The organism is Amycolatopsis sp. PSD-21, assembly GCF_055561455.1.
The window spans coordinates 7,457,297-7,474,488 of the sequence record NZ_CM145712.1 but is presented as its reverse complement, the minus strand read 5'-3'; the positions used below and the strand labels follow the sequence as shown (position 1 = coordinate 7,474,488).

General features: G+C 68.6%; 14 protein-coding genes. 7 read left to right on the top strand and 7 right to left on the bottom strand.

Annotation, left to right across the window (positions count from 1 at the left end; genetic code table 11):
• Window positions 1-7: 7 nt before the first annotated feature.
• Both ACZ1DY_RS35020 and ACZ1DY_RS35015 read right to left on the bottom strand, forming a co-directional pair.
• Window positions 8-1,645, bottom strand: coding sequence for a glycosyl hydrolase family 18 protein (locus ACZ1DY_RS35020; protein ID WP_126732763.1), 1,638 nt, complete (start codon window positions 1,643-1,645; stop codon window positions 8-10).
• Between the two features lie 261 nt (window positions 1,646-1,906).
• The gene (locus ACZ1DY_RS35015; RefSeq protein ID WP_465482250.1) at window positions 1,907-2,338 is read right to left on the bottom strand and encodes an RpiB/LacA/LacB family sugar-phosphate isomerase; all 432 of its coding nucleotides are present in this window, start codon (window positions 2,336-2,338) and stop codon (window positions 1,907-1,909) included.
• Between the two features lie 60 nt (window positions 2,339-2,398).
• On the opposite strand from ACZ1DY_RS35015, the gene ACZ1DY_RS35010 reads away from it, so the two are divergent.
• Window positions 2,399-3,028: a TetR/AcrR family transcriptional regulator gene (locus ACZ1DY_RS35010; RefSeq protein ID WP_257484685.1), complete on the top strand. Its 630-nt coding sequence runs from the start codon at window positions 2,399-2,401 to the stop codon at window positions 3,026-3,028.
• 50 nt (window positions 3,029-3,078) lie between these two features.
• On the opposite strand, the gene ACZ1DY_RS35005 is transcribed toward ACZ1DY_RS35010, so the two are convergent.
• On the bottom strand, window positions 3,079-3,612 hold the full coding sequence (locus tag ACZ1DY_RS35005) for a DM13 domain-containing protein (protein ID WP_257484686.1): 534 nt from the start codon (window positions 3,610-3,612) through the stop codon (window positions 3,079-3,081).
• Between the two features lie 181 nt (window positions 3,613-3,793).
• Between ACZ1DY_RS35005 and ACZ1DY_RS35000 the strand changes: the two genes are divergently transcribed.
• Entirely contained in the window at window positions 3,794-4,648 is an 855-nt protein-coding gene (locus ACZ1DY_RS35000) for a bile acid:sodium symporter family protein (protein WP_257484687.1), read from the top strand.
• A gap of 14 nt (window positions 4,649-4,662) precedes the next feature.
• Window positions 4,663-5,466 carry an alpha/beta fold hydrolase gene (locus ACZ1DY_RS34995; RefSeq protein WP_465482249.1) on the top strand — a complete coding sequence of 268 codons (804 nt, stop codon included), beginning with the start codon at window positions 4,663-4,665 and terminating at the stop codon, window positions 5,464-5,466.
• A 65-nt stretch (window positions 5,467-5,531) separates the two neighbouring features.
• Here the strand turns inward: ACZ1DY_RS34995 and ACZ1DY_RS34990 are convergent, their stop codons facing one another.
• Window positions 5,532-6,860, bottom strand: a complete 1,329-nt coding sequence (locus ACZ1DY_RS34990; protein WP_465482248.1) for an aspartate aminotransferase family protein — start codon at window positions 6,858-6,860, stop codon at window positions 5,532-5,534.
• A gap of 86 nt (window positions 6,861-6,946) precedes the next feature.
• Here ACZ1DY_RS34990 and ACZ1DY_RS34985 point away from each other — a divergent pair, with 86 nt between their 5' ends.
• Window positions 6,947-7,843, top strand: coding sequence for a LysR family transcriptional regulator (locus tag ACZ1DY_RS34985; protein WP_465482247.1), 897 nt, complete (start codon window positions 6,947-6,949; stop codon window positions 7,841-7,843).
• On the opposite strand, the gene ACZ1DY_RS34980 is transcribed toward ACZ1DY_RS34985, so the two are convergent.
• The gene (locus ACZ1DY_RS34980) at window positions 7,764-8,990 is read right to left on the bottom strand and encodes an MFS transporter (RefSeq protein WP_257484691.1); all 1,227 of its coding nucleotides are present in this window, start codon (window positions 8,988-8,990) and stop codon (window positions 7,764-7,766) included. The genes ACZ1DY_RS34985 and ACZ1DY_RS34980 overlap by 80 nt on opposite strands.
• Before the next feature lie 64 nt (window positions 8,991-9,054).
• On the opposite strand from ACZ1DY_RS34980, the gene ACZ1DY_RS34975 reads away from it, so the two are divergent.
• The gene (locus ACZ1DY_RS34975) at window positions 9,055-9,426 is read left to right on the top strand and encodes a MerR family transcriptional regulator (RefSeq protein WP_192743113.1); all 372 of its coding nucleotides are present in this window, start codon (window positions 9,055-9,057) and stop codon (window positions 9,424-9,426) included.
• 88 nt (window positions 9,427-9,514) lie between these two features.
• Entirely contained in the window at window positions 9,515-10,654 is a 1,140-nt protein-coding gene (locus ACZ1DY_RS34970) for a Gfo/Idh/MocA family protein (RefSeq protein WP_257484692.1), read from the top strand.
• Here the strand turns inward: ACZ1DY_RS34970 and ACZ1DY_RS34965 are convergent.
• A complete protein-coding gene (locus tag ACZ1DY_RS34965; protein ID WP_465482246.1) occupies window positions 10,651-11,394 on the bottom strand; it encodes a GAF and ANTAR domain-containing protein in 744 nt (247 codons plus the stop codon). The genes ACZ1DY_RS34970 and ACZ1DY_RS34965 overlap by 4 nt on opposite strands.
• A gap of 59 nt (window positions 11,395-11,453) precedes the next feature.
• Entirely contained in the window at window positions 11,454-13,337 is a 1,884-nt protein-coding gene (locus ACZ1DY_RS34960; protein WP_465482245.1) for a GTP-binding protein, read from the bottom strand.
• Window positions 13,338-13,596: 259 nt separating this feature from the next.
• Between ACZ1DY_RS34960 and ACZ1DY_RS34955 the strand changes: the two genes are divergently transcribed.
• Window positions 13,597-17,163 carry a discoidin domain-containing protein gene (locus tag ACZ1DY_RS34955; RefSeq protein ID WP_465482244.1) on the top strand — a complete coding sequence of 1,189 codons (3,567 nt, stop codon included), beginning with the start codon at window positions 13,597-13,599 and terminating at the stop codon, window positions 17,161-17,163.
• Window positions 17,164-17,192 lie beyond the last annotated feature (29 nt).

Sequence of the window (17,192 nt, the reverse complement as noted above, 5' to 3'; positions counted from 1 at the left end):
AGACTCCTCAGTTCAGGCCGTTGCGCATGGCCGTGACGAGCTCGCCGTTGGACGTGTCACCACTGAGCTCCCAGAAGAACGCGCCGCCGAGACCCTGGTTCTTGGTCCAGCCCATCTTTCCGTTGATGGTCGCGGGAGTGTCGTAGCTCCACCAGTTGTTGCCGCACTTCGCGTACGCGGTGCCCGCGATCGTGCCGGTCGACGGGCAGCTGTTCTTGAGGATCTTGTAGTCCTCGATACCCGCCTCGTAGGTGCCCGGTGCCGCGCCGGTCGCGGTGCCGCCCGGGGCGTCCTGGGTGACGCCGGTCCAGCCTCGGCCGTAGAAACCGATACCCAGCAACAGTTTGCTCGCCGGGACACCCTTGGCCTTGAGCTTCTGGATGGCCTCGTCGGAGTTGAAGCCCTGCTGCGGGATGCCGGGGTACGACGTCAGCGGCGAGTGCGGGGCCGTCGGTCCCTGCGCCGCCCAGGCGCCGAAGAAGTCGTACGTCATGACGTTGTACCAGTCGAAGTACGCCGACGCGGGGCCGTAGTCGGCGGCGTCGATCTTGCCGCCGCTGCTGGCGTCCGCGGTGATCGCGGCGGTGACCAGGAACGAGGAGCCGAACTTGGTGCGCAGCGCCTGTGCCACGTTCTTGATCGCGGCGGGACCGCTGGTGTCACAGGTGAGACCGCAGGCGTTCGGGTACTCCCAGTCGATGTCGATACCGTCGAAGACGTCGGCCCAGCGCGGGTCCTTGATCAGCTTGTAGCAGGATTCCGCGAACGCGGCCGGGTTCTTCGAAGCCTGACCGAAGCCGCCGGACCAGGTCCAGCCGCCGAACGACCACAGCACCTTCAGGCCGGGGTACATCTTCTTCAGCTTGCGCAGCTGGTTGAAGTTACCGCGCAGCGAACCGGCGTCCCACGAGTCCGCGACACCGTCCACACTGGACGCCGCGTCGTAGAACTTGTCGTAGTCGGCGTAGGTGTCGTCGTTCGCGGTGCAGGAACCGTTGGTGACGTTGCCGAACGCGTAGTTGATATGCGTCAGCTTCGCCGCGGAACCGGAAGTGTGGATGTTCTTCACGTGGTAGTTGCGGCCGTAGACGCCCCACTGCACGAAGTAGCCGAGGTTCTTCTTCGCGCCCGGGTTCGGGTTCGAAGTCGTGGTGGTCGGCGGGTTGCTCGTGCTGGTCGACGTCGGGGGATTGGACGTCGTGGTGGTCGGGGTGGTCGGCGTCGTGGTCGGGTTACCGCCGCCCGGATCGCAGGAGCCGCCGTTGATCTTGCAGTTGGCGGGCGCGGTGTAGGCGCCGGAGTACTTGACGTTGAAGCCGAAGCTGGTGGAACCGCCGTTGGAAAGGTTGCCGTTCCAGGTGTTCTTGACGGTCACGTGCTGGCCGGAGACGGTGTAGCTGCCGTCCCACAGCGAAGCGATCGAGTGTCCCGCCGCGAGATCGAACTCGACCGTCCAGGTGGACAGGCTCGATCCCGAGTTGTTCGTGATCGTGTACTTGCCTTCCCAGCCGGAGCCCCAGTCCGACCCCTTGGTCAGGGTGGCTCCGACCCCGCCCGCCGCGTTCGCCGGCACGGTCACCAGACCGACCGCCAGCGCCGCCACGGCCGTGAACAGGCCGACCAGATGCCATCTTTTTCTCGACATTTCACTCCTTACAACCCGGTGCAGGGAAATGATCTTGGAGATGATTTCGTCAAAGGGAAATCGGCGACATCGCGTTGCCGCGGCCGGAGCCGGGCAGGCGGGGATGCGTCTTCATCGACCACCTCCATGCGGAACGCTTTGTTGCGGGAGACGGTACGTGGTCTGGACCAATATGGGAAGCATCACTACGTAGAGTGGTGATTTTCCTGCGAACGGCCTAATACGTTCGACAGCGTTAACCGTTCACTGGTTCGGTGCCGGTCAACGGCGGAATTCGTCCATCTCGCCGAGCCGGGCGATATTCGCCGATTCGTCGGGGTCGGGGAGGACACCGGAAAGGAAGACGTCGGTGATTTCCACGGCCACGTCGGGGGCCAGCCGTTTCAGGCTCAGCGCCAGCACATTGGCGTCGTTCCATTTGCGCGCGCCCGCCGCGATCCAGGTGTCCCAGGCCAGTGCGGCGCGGACCCCGGGGACCTTGTTGGCCGCGATGGCCGTGCCCGTCCCGGTCCAGCACATCACCACGCCGAAATCGGCCTCGCCGTCCGCGACCGCCCTGCCCACCGCCGCGCCGAGCTCCGGCCAGACGTCCGACGTCGCGGGGCGGAAGACCTCATGGCCCGCCTCGGTGAGATACGCCTGGACGGCGTCCGTGGTGGCGTTCCGGTCGTCGGCGGCGAAGGCGATCCTCATGTCCGGATCGTAACGCCGCGTCGACAGGTGACGAACCGGAAGTCATGGGAGGATCGCGCCGTGGACTCGTCTGCGGAGGAGCACCAGGTCGAGCGTGACCAGGAGATCGCACGGACCCGGATTCTCGACACCGCCGCCCGCCTGATCGGCGAGGCCGGTTTCGCCCGGCTCAAGATCGGCATGATCTGCGCCAGGACCGGTTATCCCAGCGGCGTCGTCTACCAGTTGTTCGGCTCGAAGGAGACGCTGGTGCAGCGGCTCGTCGAGTTCGCCGCGGAGAAGTTCGCCGACGTCTTCAGCGCCGCCGTCGCCACCCGGACCGGCGGGCTGACGCCGAGCCCGATGGACATGCTGCGCGCCCTGCTGGACATCTTCTTCGAGCTGCTCACCGACATGCCGCCGCTGAACCGGGCGTTCGTGGTGCTCTGGACGGACGCGACCGTCGGCGATCCCGCGGTGCGGTCGGCGATGACCGAGGCCGATCGCCGGTACCGGTTCGCCATCGCGCAGACCGTCGCCGCCGGGATCGCGGACGGCTCCATCACCGGCGTCCGCGACCCCGACGCGTACGCGGCGGCGCTGGTGGGGCAGCTGCGCGGGATCGCCGTGGCCTCGATCATCGATCCCGGCGGGATCGATCTGCGTGCCGTCCGCGCGGAGATGGAGTACGCCGTGGACCGCCTCGCCTAACCCGGACCCCGCCCCGCCGCCACCCTCAACGGACAGGCTTCGCCTGGCTGTCAGACCTTGGTAAGCGCGGCCGCGCCGAAGGAGACGCTGAACCGTTCGCACCAGATGGTCACGCTCGAATAGCGGGCCAGATCGGTGCCGGCGGGCAGCGTGTAGTTCTGGCTTCCCTTGTTGCCCTTGAGTTTCCCGGCGCTCACGTACGCGCCGTCGTCGAACACGAACCAGCCGCCCTTGCCGGGGATGACCGGCGCGTCGGTGAGCCAGACCCGCAGATCCGGTCCGTTGCTCGTGTCGAGATTCTCCAGGCGCAGCACCAGCGATCCATCGGCCGCGCGCAGGATCCGGACGTCGCCACTGGTCGTGTGCTCGTGGCTGATCAAGGTGCCGGTGGCCACGACCGAGGGCTCTTTCGGGACGGGCGTGGCACTTTCGGAGAGCTGAGCCGTGGGCTGGGCGACCACGGGCGCGGCCTCCTGGACCGTTTCGTTCACCCAGAGCTTCCACGGCTGGAACCAGTAGAGGCCCGCGGCCACCGCCACCACCAGTCCGACCGCCACCACGGCGAGCACCCGCTTGCGTTTCATGGGGACATTCAACCGTGCGAACCGTCCGGATCGCCCGGTTCGGGCGGTTACCGAACTCTTACGAGGCCGATCGGGCGGGGTCACGGCTGGGTGTCGGTGCCTTGACCCCGGTCACGCCGCTTGACACGATTGCCGATCTGAAAAGGGCATATCGGACGGAGGCCCCTCGATGGGTTCGGCGATGTTTTCCATCCTCCTGCCGGTAGCGCTGGCACTGGTCATGTTCGGGCTTGGCCTGACCCTGACCGTCGGCGACTTCACGCGGGTGCTGAAGTACCCGAAGGCCGCCGTCATCGCGCTGGTGTGCCAGATGATCGTGCTGCCCGTGGTCTGCGTCGGCCTCATCGTCCTCTTCGGTCTCGAAGGCGTGCTCGCGGTCGGCATGATGCTGCTCGTCGCCTCGCCGGGCGGGACGTCGGCGAACCTGTTCAGCCACCTCGCCGGTGGCGACGTCGCCCTCAACGTCACGCTCACGGCGATCAACTCGGTACTCGCCGTGTTCACCCTGCCGCTGGTGGTCGGCCTGTCGATGGCCCAGTTCCTCGACGGCGGCGCCTCGGTCGGGCTCCAGCCCGCGAAGTTCGTGCAGGTGTTCGCGATCGTGCTGATCCCGGTCGTGATCGGGATGGCGGTGCGGGCGCGGTTCACCGGCTGGGCCGAGCGGATGCGCAAACCGGTCAAGATCGGCTCGGCCGTGGTGCTCGTCCTGGTGATCGCGGCGGCGATCGCGCAGGAATTCCGGACCCTGGCGGACAACATCTGGACGCTCGGGCCGGTGGCGCTGGCGCTTTCCGTGCTCAGCCTCGCGATCGGGTACTACGTGCCCCGGTTGTTCCGGGTGGACCGCGGGCAGTCGATCGCGTCCGCCATGGAGATCGGCGTCCACAACGCCACGCTCGCGATCGCGGTGGCGTATTCCGTGCTCGGCGACAAGGCGATGGCCGTACCCGCCGGGGTCTACGGCGTGCTCATGTTCTTCCCCGCCGGGATCGCGGCGTTCCTGTTGTCCCGCAGCAGGGAGAGCGCGCAGGTCTGAGTTAGTTTGGGGATGTGCCTCGCCTCCCCATCGGTGACCTCCTCGACGTGAACGGTGTCGCCGTCCACGTCCGGCAGGACGGTTCCGGGCCGCCGGTGTTGTTGCTGCACGGGTATTGCGGGTCGGTCCACTGGTTCGACCGGCTCACGCTCGGCCTGGCCGCGACCCATCACGTGATCCGGGTGGATCTGCTGGGACACGGGTGCACCGGTGGTTCCGCGGGTTTGGACGCGGCGTCGCAGGCGCGCATGGTGGCCGGTGTCCTCGATGCGCTGGGCGTCGAGGACGTCCTGGTCGCCGGTCACTCCTTCGGTGCGGACGTCGCCTTGGCGCTGGCCGCGGTCTCCCCGCGAATCGGTTCCCTGGTCCTGATCGGACAGGCGCCGGACTACAGCTACGCGTCTTTTCCGCCGGGCAGTTCGGTGTTGTTGCCGATGGTCAGCGCGCTCGTGCGGCTCGTGGCTCATCGGCCGTGGGTGCGGTTCGCTTCCCGGTTCCGCCGAGGCGGCTGGTTCGGCGATCCCTTGCAGGACTTGGCCGATCACGCCGTCACCGCGCCCGCGATGGCCCGGGTGGTCCTCGTGGAACGGGCGCGGCTGCTCGCGTTTCGTCCTCTCGATGCGCAACTGGCGGCCTTGGGGTTGCCGTGCCTGGTGATTCTCGGGCGACGGGACCGGTTTTACGACTGTGACAAGACTTTCGCGCGGTACTCGGCGGCAGGCGCCCGCGTGGAGGTCGTGGAGGACGCCGGGCACTCGCCGTTCCTGGAGCGGCCGGGCGAGGTCGCTCGGTTGCTTCGTGAGTTCAGTGGGTCGTGAGTGGCGTTTCGGGTTAGAACCCGAAACGCCACTCACGACCAGCGCGCCCCACGACCGACTTGCCTCTACGTGCTTGCTTCCCCGATGGCCTGATCCAGCACGCCCAGCCCTTCCGCCAGTTCGTCCTCGGTCGCGGTCAGCGGGGGAGCGATCCGGAAGACCCCGCCCATCCCCGGCAACTGCACGATGTTCATGTGCAGCCCCAGTTCGAGGCACCGCCGCGTGACCAGCGCGCCCAGTTCGTCGGAGCTGCGTTTCGTGGCCCTGTCGACGACGAGTTCCACGCCGACCAGCAGGCCCCGCCCGCGGATGTCGCCGACGACGGGATGACGCGCGGCGAGGTCGTCGAGGCCCCGGCGGAGGAAGGCACCCAGTTCGGTGGCGCGTTCGTCGAGCCGGTCGCGGGTGAGGACGTCGAGCACGGTGTTCCCGACGGCCGCCACCAGCGGGTCCGCGACGTGCGTGGTGAAGAACAGGTAGCCGCGGTCGTGCGCTTCCTGCTCGATCTCGGCGCTCGTGATCACCGCCGCGAGCGGGAGGCCGGCACCCAGCGTCTTGGACAGCGTGAGGATGTCGGGGACGACGCCGTCGCGTTCGAAGGCGTACCAGTTCCCCGTGCGGCACAAGCCGGTCTGCGCCTCGTCGAGGATCAGCAGCATCCCGCGTTCGCGGCACTTCTCCTGGAGGGCGGCGAAGTAACCCACCGGCGGCTCGATGATCCCGCCCGAGCTGAGGACCGGTTCGACGATGCACGCCGCGAGGCTGCCGACGGACTGGGCGTCGATCATCTCGAACCCGAAGTCCAGCTGCCGTTTCCAGTCCAGTTCTCCTTCCGGAGTAAGGAAATCCGGCCGGTAGGAGTTCGGCGCGGGAATGGCGAAGTTGCCGGGCGCGGTCGGTCCGTAGCCCTTCCGGCCCGCGCTGTAGGTCGCGTTCGCGGCCGCTTGCGTCATCCCGTGCCACGACCGGGCGAACGACACGATCTCGTGTTTCCCGGTGACGAGTTTCGCCATCCGGATCGCGGCCTCGTTCGACTCCGCCCCGGTGGTCAGCAGCAGCGCCTTTTCCAGCGGTGACGGCAAGGTCTCGGCCAGCCGACGCGCGAGGTCGACGACGGGGCGGCTCAGCATCCCGCTGAACAGATGGTCGAGCGAGCCGATCTGCCGTCGGACGGTCTCGACGATCTCGGGATGCGAGTGCCCGAGGATCGCGCTCATCTGTCCCGAAGTGAAGTCGAGGATCCGCCGCCCGGATTCGGTGAACAGGTAGCTCCCGGCGGCGTGGTCGATGATCTCGCGGGTGAAATCGCCGGCCCCGGCGTAGCGCACGAGGTGCCGGTCGGCGTCGGCCCAGAAACGGTCGGCGGTGGACAGGTCGGTGATCGGAGCAGCCATGTCCCGACGGTAAGTCGCCTTCGAGCGACACGTCCAGCTCACGATTCCGGCTGTGCTGTTCGGCCGATCCGTACAACAATGGCCCCATGCTCAACCCCTGGAGGCTCAGCCTGCTGAGCAGGCTGGACACGCTCGGCACCGTCCGCGCGGTCGCGAAAGCGGCCAACCTGAGCGCGTCGAGCGTGTCCCAGCAGCTCGCGGTCCTCGAGGCCGAGACGCGCACGCGGCTGCTGGAGCGCACCGGCCGCCGCGTCCGGCTGACCCCGGCCGGGCGGATGCTGGCCCGCCGCGCGAGGGAGATCCTCGACCACATGGACACCGTCGAGGCCGAGTTGCGCGGCCTCGGTGAGGGCCCGGCTGGCCTCGTCCGTCTCGGCGCCTTCCAGAGCGCGATCCACACCATCGCCGTCCCGGCGGTGAACCGGCTGGCGCGCACGCATCCGCGCCTGCAGATCGAACTCCTCGAACTCGAACCGCATGTGAGCATGCCCGCGCTCCGCGTCGGCGACGCCGACGTCATCGTCACCACCACGGACTTCGTCGAGCAGCCGCTGGGGTCCGACATCGACCTGGTGCCGCTCGCGACCGACCCGATCGTGCTGGTCGTCCCGCCCGGACATCCGGCAGCGGGCCGCGGGCCCGCCGACCTCGCCGCCTACGCGAGCGAGCCCTGGGCGTTCGACGTCCCCCAGTCGTACATGGCCAATCTCGCCACCCGGCTCTGCCGTGAAGCCGGTTTCGAGCCGCGCGTGATCGCCCGGTTCAGCAACTACATGATGACCTTGCAGCACGTCGAGGCCGGGCTTTCGATCGCGCTCCTGCCCGGCCTCGCCGTCGACCGGCGCTACCGCGTCGCCACCCGTGAGCTCGCGACGCCGGTCGACCGGTCCATCACCGCGGCGATCAGGCGCGGGTCCGCGCCTCGCGCCGCGGTCGACCTGGTTCTCGAGGCGATCCGGAGTCATCCGGAACTGCCGCTGTGAACCCGTGCCGCCGCGCCGCCAGCACCACGGCCAGCGTCGGCACGAGCAGCACCAGGACACTCCAGGGGAACGACTCCGCGCCGAAGCCGTCGAGGAGGACGCCGCCGGCGATCCCGCCGCCCGCCATCGCCGCGTTCCACAGGGTGACCAGCATGGCCTGCGCGATATCCGCCGCGCCGCCCTTGTCGCCGGCCTGTGCGGCGGCGGTCTGCAGCAGCGTCGGGATCCCGCCCCAGCCGAGCCCCCACAGGGTCACGGCGACGTAGACCAGTGCCGGATTTTCGCCCAGCAGCGCCAAAATCGTCGCTCCGAGCGCTACGAGAAGGGTCCCGGCGACGGTCAGCGGACGCAGCCGCCGGTCGATGAAGAGACCCACGAGCCAGATGCTGACCATCGACGCCAGGCCGAACACCAGCAGGATCCGATCCACCGAGCCGCCCATCGACACGTGTTCGAGGAAGGTGGCGATGTAGGTGTAGAGGATGTTGTGCGCCAGCACGAACGTCAGCGTCACGAACAGGACCGCGGCGACGCCGGGCACGGCGAGCGTCCCGCGCACCGGGAGCCTGCCGCCCTTGTCCTGCCCGGGGAAGTCGGGGACGGCCAGCGCGATCCAGCCGAGCAGGCCGAGCGCGAGCGCCGACATGAGCGAGAACGTCACCTGCCAGCCGAAGAGGCCGCCGAGGAAGGTGCCTGCCGGGATGCCGAGCGAGAGCGCGAGCGGGATACCGGTCATCACGACGGCGATCGCCTTGCCCCGCACCGGTTCCGGCGCCAGCCGCCGGGCGTACCCGGCCAGCAGCGCCCAGACCACGCCCGCCGCGATCCCGGCGACGAACCGCGCGCCGAGGGTCAGGGGATAGTTCGTGGACAGCGCCGTGACCGTGTTGGCGACGGCGAACCCGGCGACTCCGGTCAGGAGCAGGCGTTTGCGGCGCCAGCCCGCGGTCGCCGCGGACAGGGGAATCGCGGTCAGCGCGGTGCCGATCGCGTACACCGTCACCAGTTGCCCGGTCGCCGCTTCGCTGACGCCGAGCCCGGCGCTCATCGCGGGCAGCACCCCCGCGGGCAGGGCTTCGGTGAGGACGGTGACGAACGCCGCCGTGGTCAGCGCGAGCAGCGCGCCGAGTGGGAGTTTCGCAGTCATGCTCCGTATGCTCGAACCATCACATAGATGTGAAGGTCAAGTCGGCCGGGGTGAGGTGGCGCACATGCGGATCGGGGAGTTGTCGGAGCGGACGGGCACGTCGCGCCGGCTGCTGCGGTACTACGAGGAGCAGGGTCTCATCGTCTCGGAGCGGCTGCCCAACGGCTACCGCGACTACGCCGAATCGTCGGTCGACCGGGTGATCCAGGTCCGCGGCCTGCTCGACGCCGGGCTGCCGACCAGGATCATCAAGCAGATCCTGCCGTGCCTGGACAAACCCCGGCAGATCTACTTCCCGGACGCGACCCCGGAGATGCTCGAAACCCTGGAGGCCGAACGCGACCGGATGACCCGGCGCGCCGAATGCCTGCTCCGCAACCGGGACGCCATCACCGAGTACCTCGACGCGGTCCGCGCCTACGACCCGGCTTCCTGAGCCGGAGGGACTTTCCTCGCAACGGCCTTGACAGGGTGAGAAAGCGCTTTCAGGATGTGGGCAGGAAAGCGCTTTCAAAGGAGAACGGATGACCACGCGGAAACTCGGCGTCGTGATGAACGGCGTCACCGGGCGGATGGGCTATCGGCAGCACCTGGTGCGCTCGGTCCTGGCGATCAGGGAGGCCGGCGGGGTCGAGCTGGCCGACGGTTCGCGGGTCCAGCTGGAGCCGGTCCTGGTGGGGCGCAACGCGGACAAGCTCGAAGAGATCGCCACCCGGCACGGCCTGACCCGCTGGACCACCGACCTCGACGCCGCGCTCGGCGACGACGACCTCCCGCTCTACTTCGACGCGCAGCTGACCGCGGTCCGCGAGAAGTCGATTGTCCGTGCCATCGACGCCGGAAAGCACATCTACACCGAGAAGCCGGTGGCGGAGTCGGTCGAAGGCGCGCTCGCGCTGGCACGGCACGCCGAAGCGGCCGGGGTCAAGAACGGCGTCGTCCACGACAAGCTGTACCTGCCCGGCCTGCTCAAGCTGAAGCGCCTGATGGACAGCGGCTTCTTCGGCCAGGTGCTGTCGGTGCGCGGCGAATTCGGCTACTGGGTCTTCGAGGGCGACTGGCAGGCGGCGCAGCGTCCCAGCTGGAACTACCGCGCCGAAGACGGTGGCGGCATCGTCGTCGACATGTTCTGCCACTGGAACTACGTGCTGGAGAACCTCTTCGGCGCCGTCAACGCCGTGACCGCGAAGGCCGTCACGCATATCCCGGAGCGCGTCGACGAGAAGGGCGACCGGTACGCCGCGACGGCCGACGACTCCGCGTACGCGATCTTCGAGCTCGAAGGCGGGATCATCGCCCAGCTCAACTCGTCCTGGTGCGTGCGGGTCCACCGCGACGAACTGGTCGAGTTCCAGGTCGACGGCACCAAGGGCAGCGCCGTCGCGGGCCTGCACAAATGCGTCATCCAGCCGAGGGAGGCCACGCCGAAGCCGGTGTGGAACCCGGACCTCGCCGAGACACGGTCGTACCGTTCGCAGTGGCAGGAAGTGCCGGACAACGAGGACTTCGGCAACGGTTTCCGCGCCCAGTGGGAGCAGTTCGTCCGCCACGTCGTGGAGGACGCGCCGCATCCCTACGACTTCATGGCTGGCGTGCGCGGCATCCGGCTCGCGGAAGCCGGCCTGGAGTCCTCGCGCGAGAACCGCCGGGTTTCGCTGTCCTAACGGCCGAAAACCGCTCCCGGGTCTTCCGCGATCAGCACCGAGATCTCCCGGATCTTGCGGTTCGTGTGCTGTGACGCCTCGGTGAGCCAGCGGAAGGCTTCCTCGGCGTTCAGCTCCAGACGCGCCATCACGATCCCCTTCGCGGTGGCGATGGCGTCCCTGGTCTCCAGCGCGGCGACCAGGGTCTCCGCCTGTCGTTCGGCGGCGGCCCAGCGGGACGCGGTCAGGATGATCGCCGAGATCGCCGAGGTGAACATCGCGACCAGGGCCGCCTCGACCGGGTCGAAGGCGTTTTCCGTGAAGCTCCAGACATTGAGCGCGCCGGTCAGCGGCTCGGTCTCCCGCCGCTTGAAGTGAGACTCGTCGGGGACGAACAACGGGCAGGCCAGCGCGGTCCGCACGCCGAGCAGCTCGGCGGTGGTCGTGAAGTCCGGCCAGCGCGCGGCCGCGTCGGCGTCCAGCAGCGTCCGGACGATCGTCCCGCTCTCGGCGGCCTTGAGGCAGGGCCCCTCGTCGGCGCTGTACTGCGCCTTGTCCAGGGGGAGCACGGACTCGTCGGTGGCGGCGACGGTGCTCGGTTCGCCGTCGGAGTACAGCGTCACCGTGGCCGCGTCCGCGCCCGGCAGCAGGCCGATCACCTTCTTCGCCACCCGTTCCAGCAACTCGTCGCGGGGCTCGTCGAGCCGCATCGACTCGGTGAGCTCCCGCAACGCCGAAGCGGTGTCGCGAAACTGATCCATCGTGGCCCTTTCCCTCGGACGGCGGATTTCGCCGACCACCAAGAACGTACTCGTTCCGGCTAGCCGGGCATTGACCGATTCGGGCTAACCCGTGGCCGGTGACCCGCCGGTTCGGTGCTCATCAGGCCCTCGCCGCGGGTGAGCCCGGGCAACCGCTGTTCGAACCGGGCGACCTCGCCCGTGGGTAGCACACCCGTCAGCTCGGCCCGGTCGCCCTGTGTCACCGAGCCGGTGACGGTGCCGCCGTGTTCGACGAGCCGGGAGAGCGTCGCGGTCACCGTGTCGGCGGGCAGTTCCACCTCGATCCGGCTGACCGGTTCGAGTACCTCCGTTCCCGCCTCCCGGAGGGCCTCTGCCAGCACGAACGGGGTGATCTTGCGAAAGTCACCCGCCGCGCTGACCGGGCTGAAGTAGCCGGTGTGGGTGACGGTCACCACACAGTCGACGACCTCCCGGCCGGACGGGCCGCTCCGCAGTGTCGCGTCGACGGTCTCCTCGATGGCCTTGTGGAAGGCGAGCGGGAGGGAGCCGAGTTCGACCTCGAGGCCGAAGGTCAGGCCGGAACCGGGTGCGCCGGGGCCGACTCGAAGCCCGAGCGTCGCGAAGTACGGGTTCCGTTTCTCCGTGATGAACCACACCGAATGCCCGGTGCCGACCGGCCGCTCGACGCGGACCGGCCGGGTGAGGCTGAACGTGACGTCGAGGCCGTGCTGAGCGGCGAGCGTCTCCGCGATGATCTCCTTCTGCACCTCGCCGTAGAGCCGCACCGAGATCCGGCGGGTCTCGTCGTCCTGCCGGACGGTGATCAGCGGATCCTGTTCCGCCAGCTCCTGCAAGGCCGCGAACACCGCGGGCGTGGCTGGACCGACCACGGTTTCCAAGGCGGGCGGCGGAAACCGTGCGGCGCCGTCCTCGCCGTCGGGAACACCGACGAGGTCGCCGATCCGGATCTCCTTGAGCCCGGTGACCTTGGCGATCCGACCGGCCCGCGCCCGGCCCTCGACGGTCTCGTCGCCGAGTTCGAAGACGTGCACCGCGCTGACCTTCGCCTCCTTCGTGACCGTCCCGCCAGGTCCCCGCCGATGGAATCGGACGTGGTCCCGCGCGCCGATCTCGCCGGAGAACACCCGGACGTAGGCGATCTTCTCGTGCGCGCGGCCGCGTTCGATCTTGAACACGGTGGCACGCAACCGGTCGTCCGGCACCGGTTTCATCGCTCCGGCAAGGAATTCGCGGATACCGGAGGTCAGTTCGGCGATGCCCGCGCCACCGCGCGCGGAGCCGAAGAAGACGGGGGAGACGAGACCGAGCCGGGTCTGCCGGACGAGTTCGGCCCGACAGTCCTCGGCCGTCACCGTGTCTTCGAGATACGCGGCGAGGAAGGCATCGCTGTGCTCGGCCAGCCGTTCGGCCGTCGCCGCCGGCAGGGAGGACGGCCGGACTTTCGCGTTACCCGTGCCGATGCCGTCGACTTCGGACATCGGCACGCAGGCGACACCGAGACGTTCGGCGAGGTCGGTGAGGAGTCCCTCGTGGCGGGCGCCCGCCCGGTCGACCTTGTTGACGAAGATCAGCACGGGGATCCGCAGGCGGGAGAGCGCGCGCATGAGCACGCGGGTCTGCGCCTGCACTCCCTCGACGGCGGAAACGACCAGAACGACACCGTCGAGCACTCGCAGCGCGCGTTCGACCTCGGCGATGAAGTCCGGGTGGCCGGGCGTGTCGATCAGGTTGACGCGCAGGTCACCGACGCGGAAGGCCACGACGGCCGAGCGGATCGTGATCCCGCGGCGGCGTTCCAGTTCCATCGTGTCGGTGTGGGTGTTCCCGGCGTCGACGCGGCCGAGGGTGCGGATGGCACCGGTGTGATGGAGCAGGCGCTCCGTCAGGCTCGTCTTACCGGCGTCGACATGGGCGAGGATTCCCAGGTTCAGGTACTCCATGGATGAACGGCTCCAGGGCTGTCGAAAGGTCCATACGGCTCGGGGACTCGACAGCTCGGCGCACGCCGTTCTCCTTCTTTCCGGGGAAGCACCTGGTCGGGCCGGACGTTAGCAGCGGGTTTCCGGCCGGTCACCCGATTTATGGCCGGGCGTTGACTTGCGGCGCTCGGTGGGCTGTAATTCTTGGACATTTCAGCGCAAAAACATGACAAGAGTCAGGAAGATTCCGCTCAGTCCCCTCCCGGAACAGAGGAATGTCATGAGAACGAAGCGCCCACTGACGTGCGCGGTGGTGTTCGCCGCCCTGTCCCTTCTCCTCACTCCACCCGCCAGCGCGGCGAACGACGCCCCGGCATCAGCCGCCGCCGAAGCCGCCGACGCGACCTACACCGCCAGCAGCCAGCTGGCCGGCTACGCCGTTTCGAACGTCGGGGACGGCAACCAGGCCACCTACTGGGAAAGCACGAACAACCAGTTCCCACAGTGGATCCAGGCCGACCTCGGCGCGGCCACGAACATCGCCCGGCTCGTGCTCAAACTGCCCTCGGGCTGGGAAGCCCGCACCCAGACCTTCTCGGTGCAGGGGAGCGCGAACGGCACGAGCTTCAGCGACCTCGTGCCGTCGGCGGGCCATCGGTTCGACCCGGCGACCGGCAACACGGTCACCCTCGACGTCACGGGGAACACCAGGTTCGTGCGGCTGAACATCACCGCCAACACCGGCTGGCCCGCGGCCCAGCTCTCGGAGTTCGAGGTGCGCGGTCCCGCGGGCGGGGACACGCAGCCACCGTCCGCGCCGGGGAACCTCGCCTACACCGAGCCGTCGAGCGGCAAGATCCGGCTCACGTGGTCGGCGTCGGCCGACAACACCGGAGTCACGGGCTACGACGTGTACGCCAACGGGCAGCTTCGCGGTAGCGTCGCCGGGGACGTCCTGACCTACACCGACGACCAGCCCGACAGCGCGACGGTCGCCTATTCCGTGCGCGCCCGCGACGCGGCGGGCAACCAGTCGCCGAGCAGCGGCACGGTGACGAGGACCGGTACGCGCGCCGGGACGAACCTCGCCCTGGGCAAGCCGATCATGGCGTCTTCGGTGCAGCACTCCTACGTCGCGGCCAACGCCAACGACGACTCCGTGACCACCTATTGGGAGGGCGCGGCGTACCCGAACCTGCTCACCGTCGCGCTCGGGTCGAACGCCGATCTCGACCGGATCGTCGTCAAGCTCAACCCGGATCCCGCGTGGGCACAGCGCACGCAGACGATCGCCGTCGAAGGGCGTGACCAGGGCGCGGCCGCGTTCACCACGCTGGTGCCCGCGCAGACGTACACGTTCACCCCGTCGAGTGGCAACACCGTCACCATCCCGGCCGGTGGCCGCGCCGCCGACGTCCGACTGAGGATCACCGCCAACTCCGGTGCCCCCGGTGGACAGGCCGCGGAGTTCCAGGTCTTCGGTGTTCCCGCGCCGAACCCCGACCTGACGGTCTCGGGGGTTTCGTGGTCGCCGCGGAACCCGGTGGAGACCGACGCGATCACCGTGTCTGCCACTGTCCGCAACGCCGGAACGGCGGCTTCGGGAGCGACGAACGTGAATCTCTACCTGGGCACCGCGAAGGTCGGCACGGCACCTGTCGGCGCGCTCGCGGCCGGAGCGTCTGCGACGGTGTCGGCGGACATCGGCACCAGGGAGACGGGCAGCCACCAGCTCACCGCGAAGGTCGACGAGGCCAACGCCGTCGTCGAACAGGACGAGGGCAACAACTTCTACACCGGTGCGACGGCACTCGTCGTCAGCCCGGTGGCCAGCTCCGACCTCGTCGCGGCCACCGCCTGGTCGCCGAACAACCCGACGGCGGGTGACACCGTGACGTTCTCCGCCACGGTGCGCAACCAGGGAACGGTCGCTTCGGCCGGCGGCGCGCACGGCGTCACGGTGACGATCACCGACCAGAACGGCGCCGTCGTCAAGACCCTCACCGGCTCGTACACCGGCGCGATCGCGGCCGGGGCCACGGCACCGCCGGTGAACGTCGGCACCTGGACGGCCGGGAACGGCCGGTACACGGTCAAGACCGTCGTCGCGAACGACGCCAACGAGTTGCCCGCGAAACAGGGCAACAACACGAGCACGCAGGCGTTGTTCGTCGGCCGCGGCGCGAACATGCCCTACGACATGTACGAGGCCGAAGACGGTGTGGTCGCCGGCGGGGCGTCCGTGATCGGCCCGAACCGGAAGATCGGCGATCTCGCGGGCGAGGCGTCGGGCCGCAAGGCCGTGACACTGAATTCGACCGGCTCCTCGGTCGAATTCACCACGCGCGCGGCCACGAACACCCTGGTGACCCGGTTCTCGATGCCGGACGCCGCGGGTGGCGGCGGGCAGAACTCGACGCTGAACGTCTACGTCGACGGCACGTTCCTGAAAGCCATCGACCTGACTTCGCGCCACGCGTGGCTTTACGGCCCCGAAGCGTCCCCGCAGAACTCCCCGGGAGCCGGGCCCCCTCGCCACATCTACGACGAGGCCAGCATGCTGCTCGGCACGACCGTGCCCGCCGGGCACAAGATCAAGCTGCAGAAGGACGCCGGGAACGGCTTGAACTACGCGATCGACTTCGTGAACTTCGAGCTGGCCACCGCGGCCGCGAACCCCGACCCGGCGCGCTACGCCGTCCCGGCCGGGTTCACCCAGCAGGATGTGCAGGCCGCGCTGGACAAGGTCCGCCAGGACCCGAACCTCACCGGTGTCTTCCTGCCGCCGGGGCAGTATCCGATGACGAGCAAGGTCACCGTCTACGGCAAACCGGTCACGGTGCTCGGCGCCGGGCCGTGGTTCACGAGGTTCACCGCGCCGAGCGGGCAGGAGAACACCGACATCGGGTTCGACGCGCAGGCGAGCGCGAGCGGTTCGACGTTCGGCGGGTTCGCCGTGTTCGGGAACTACACGTCCCGGATCGACGGCCCCGGCAAGGTCTTCAACTTCACGAACGTCACGAACATGACGATCGACGACATCTGGGTGGAGCACCAGATGTGCCTGCTGTGGGCGACCAATGTGGACAACACGACGGTGAAGAACTCGCGGATCCGCGACATGTTCGCCGACGGGCTCAACTTCACCAACGGCAGCACGGGGAACCGGGTCACCAACAACGAGGCCCGCTCCACCGGCGACGACAGTTTCGCGCTGTTCGCCGCCACGGACCTCAACGCGGGCAACCAGTACGACAACGTGTTCGAGAACCTGACCGTGCTGCTTCCGTGGCGCGCGGCCGGGCTGGCGGTCTACGGCGGGTACAGCAACACCTTCCGGAACCTCTACATCGCGGACACGCTGACGTACTCCGGGATCACGATCAGCTCGCTCGACTTCGGCTACCCGTTCCTCGGGTTCGGCCCGCAGCCGACGACCGTCCAGAACGTGTCACTGGTCCGCACCGGTGGCCATTTCTGGGGGCAGCAGACGTTCCCGGCGATCTGGATGTTCTCCGCCTCCAAGGAGTTCCGCGGTATCCGGGTGTCCGATGTGGACATCCAGAGCCCGACATACAGCGGCATCATGTTCCAGACCAAGTACACCGGGAACCGTCCGGAGAACCCGGTCGAGGACACGGTGCTGACGAACGTGTCGATCACCGGGGCGCACCGCAGCGGTGACGAGTTCGACGCGAAGTCGGGGATCGGGATCTGGGTCAACGAGCTGCCGGAACCGGGTCAGGGCCCGGCCGTCGGCTCGGCGACGTTCACCGGGCTGACCCTGAGCGACAACGCCGAGGACATCCGGAACACGACGAGCACGTTCACCATCAACCGCAACTGAGTGCGTGGCGCCCGCCGGGAGCAGGTTTC

What these genes read in the sequence shown, in the direction of transcription:
- ACZ1DY_RS35020 (WP_126732763.1), bottom strand. Translation starts at nt 1,645, where the DNA reads ATGTCGAGAAAAAGATGGCATCTGGTCGGCCTGTTCACGGCCGTGGCG.
- ACZ1DY_RS35015 (WP_465482250.1), bottom strand. Translation starts at nt 2,338, where the DNA reads ATGAGGATCGCCTTCGCCGCCGACGACCGGAACGCCACCACGGACGCC.
- ACZ1DY_RS35005 (WP_257484686.1), bottom strand. Translation starts at nt 3,612, where the DNA reads ATGAAACGCAAGCGGGTGCTCGCCGTGGTGGCGGTCGGACTGGTGGTG.
- ACZ1DY_RS35000 (WP_257484687.1), top strand. Translation starts at nt 3,794, where the DNA reads ATGTTTTCCATCCTCCTGCCGGTAGCGCTGGCACTGGTCATGTTCGGG.
- ACZ1DY_RS34990 (WP_465482248.1), bottom strand. Translation starts at nt 6,860, where the DNA reads ATGGCTGCTCCGATCACCGACCTGTCCACCGCCGACCGTTTCTGGGCC.
- ACZ1DY_RS34985 (WP_465482247.1), top strand. Translation starts at nt 6,947, where the DNA reads ATGCTCAACCCCTGGAGGCTCAGCCTGCTGAGCAGGCTGGACACGCTC.
- ACZ1DY_RS34980 (WP_257484691.1), bottom strand. Translation starts at nt 8,990, where the DNA reads ATGACTGCGAAACTCCCACTCGGCGCGCTGCTCGCGCTGACCACGGCG.
- ACZ1DY_RS34975 (WP_192743113.1), top strand. Translation starts at nt 9,055, where the DNA reads ATGCGGATCGGGGAGTTGTCGGAGCGGACGGGCACGTCGCGCCGGCTG.
- ACZ1DY_RS34970 (WP_257484692.1), top strand. Translation starts at nt 9,515, where the DNA reads ATGACCACGCGGAAACTCGGCGTCGTGATGAACGGCGTCACCGGGCGG.
- ACZ1DY_RS34965 (WP_465482246.1), bottom strand. Translation starts at nt 11,394, where the DNA reads ATGGATCAGTTTCGCGACACCGCTTCGGCGTTGCGGGAGCTCACCGAG.
- ACZ1DY_RS34960 (WP_465482245.1), bottom strand. Translation starts at nt 13,337, where the DNA reads ATGGAGTACCTGAACCTGGGAATCCTCGCCCATGTCGACGCCGGTAAG.
- ACZ1DY_RS34955 (WP_465482244.1), top strand. Translation starts at nt 13,597, where the DNA reads ATGAGAACGAAGCGCCCACTGACGTGCGCGGTGGTGTTCGCCGCCCTG.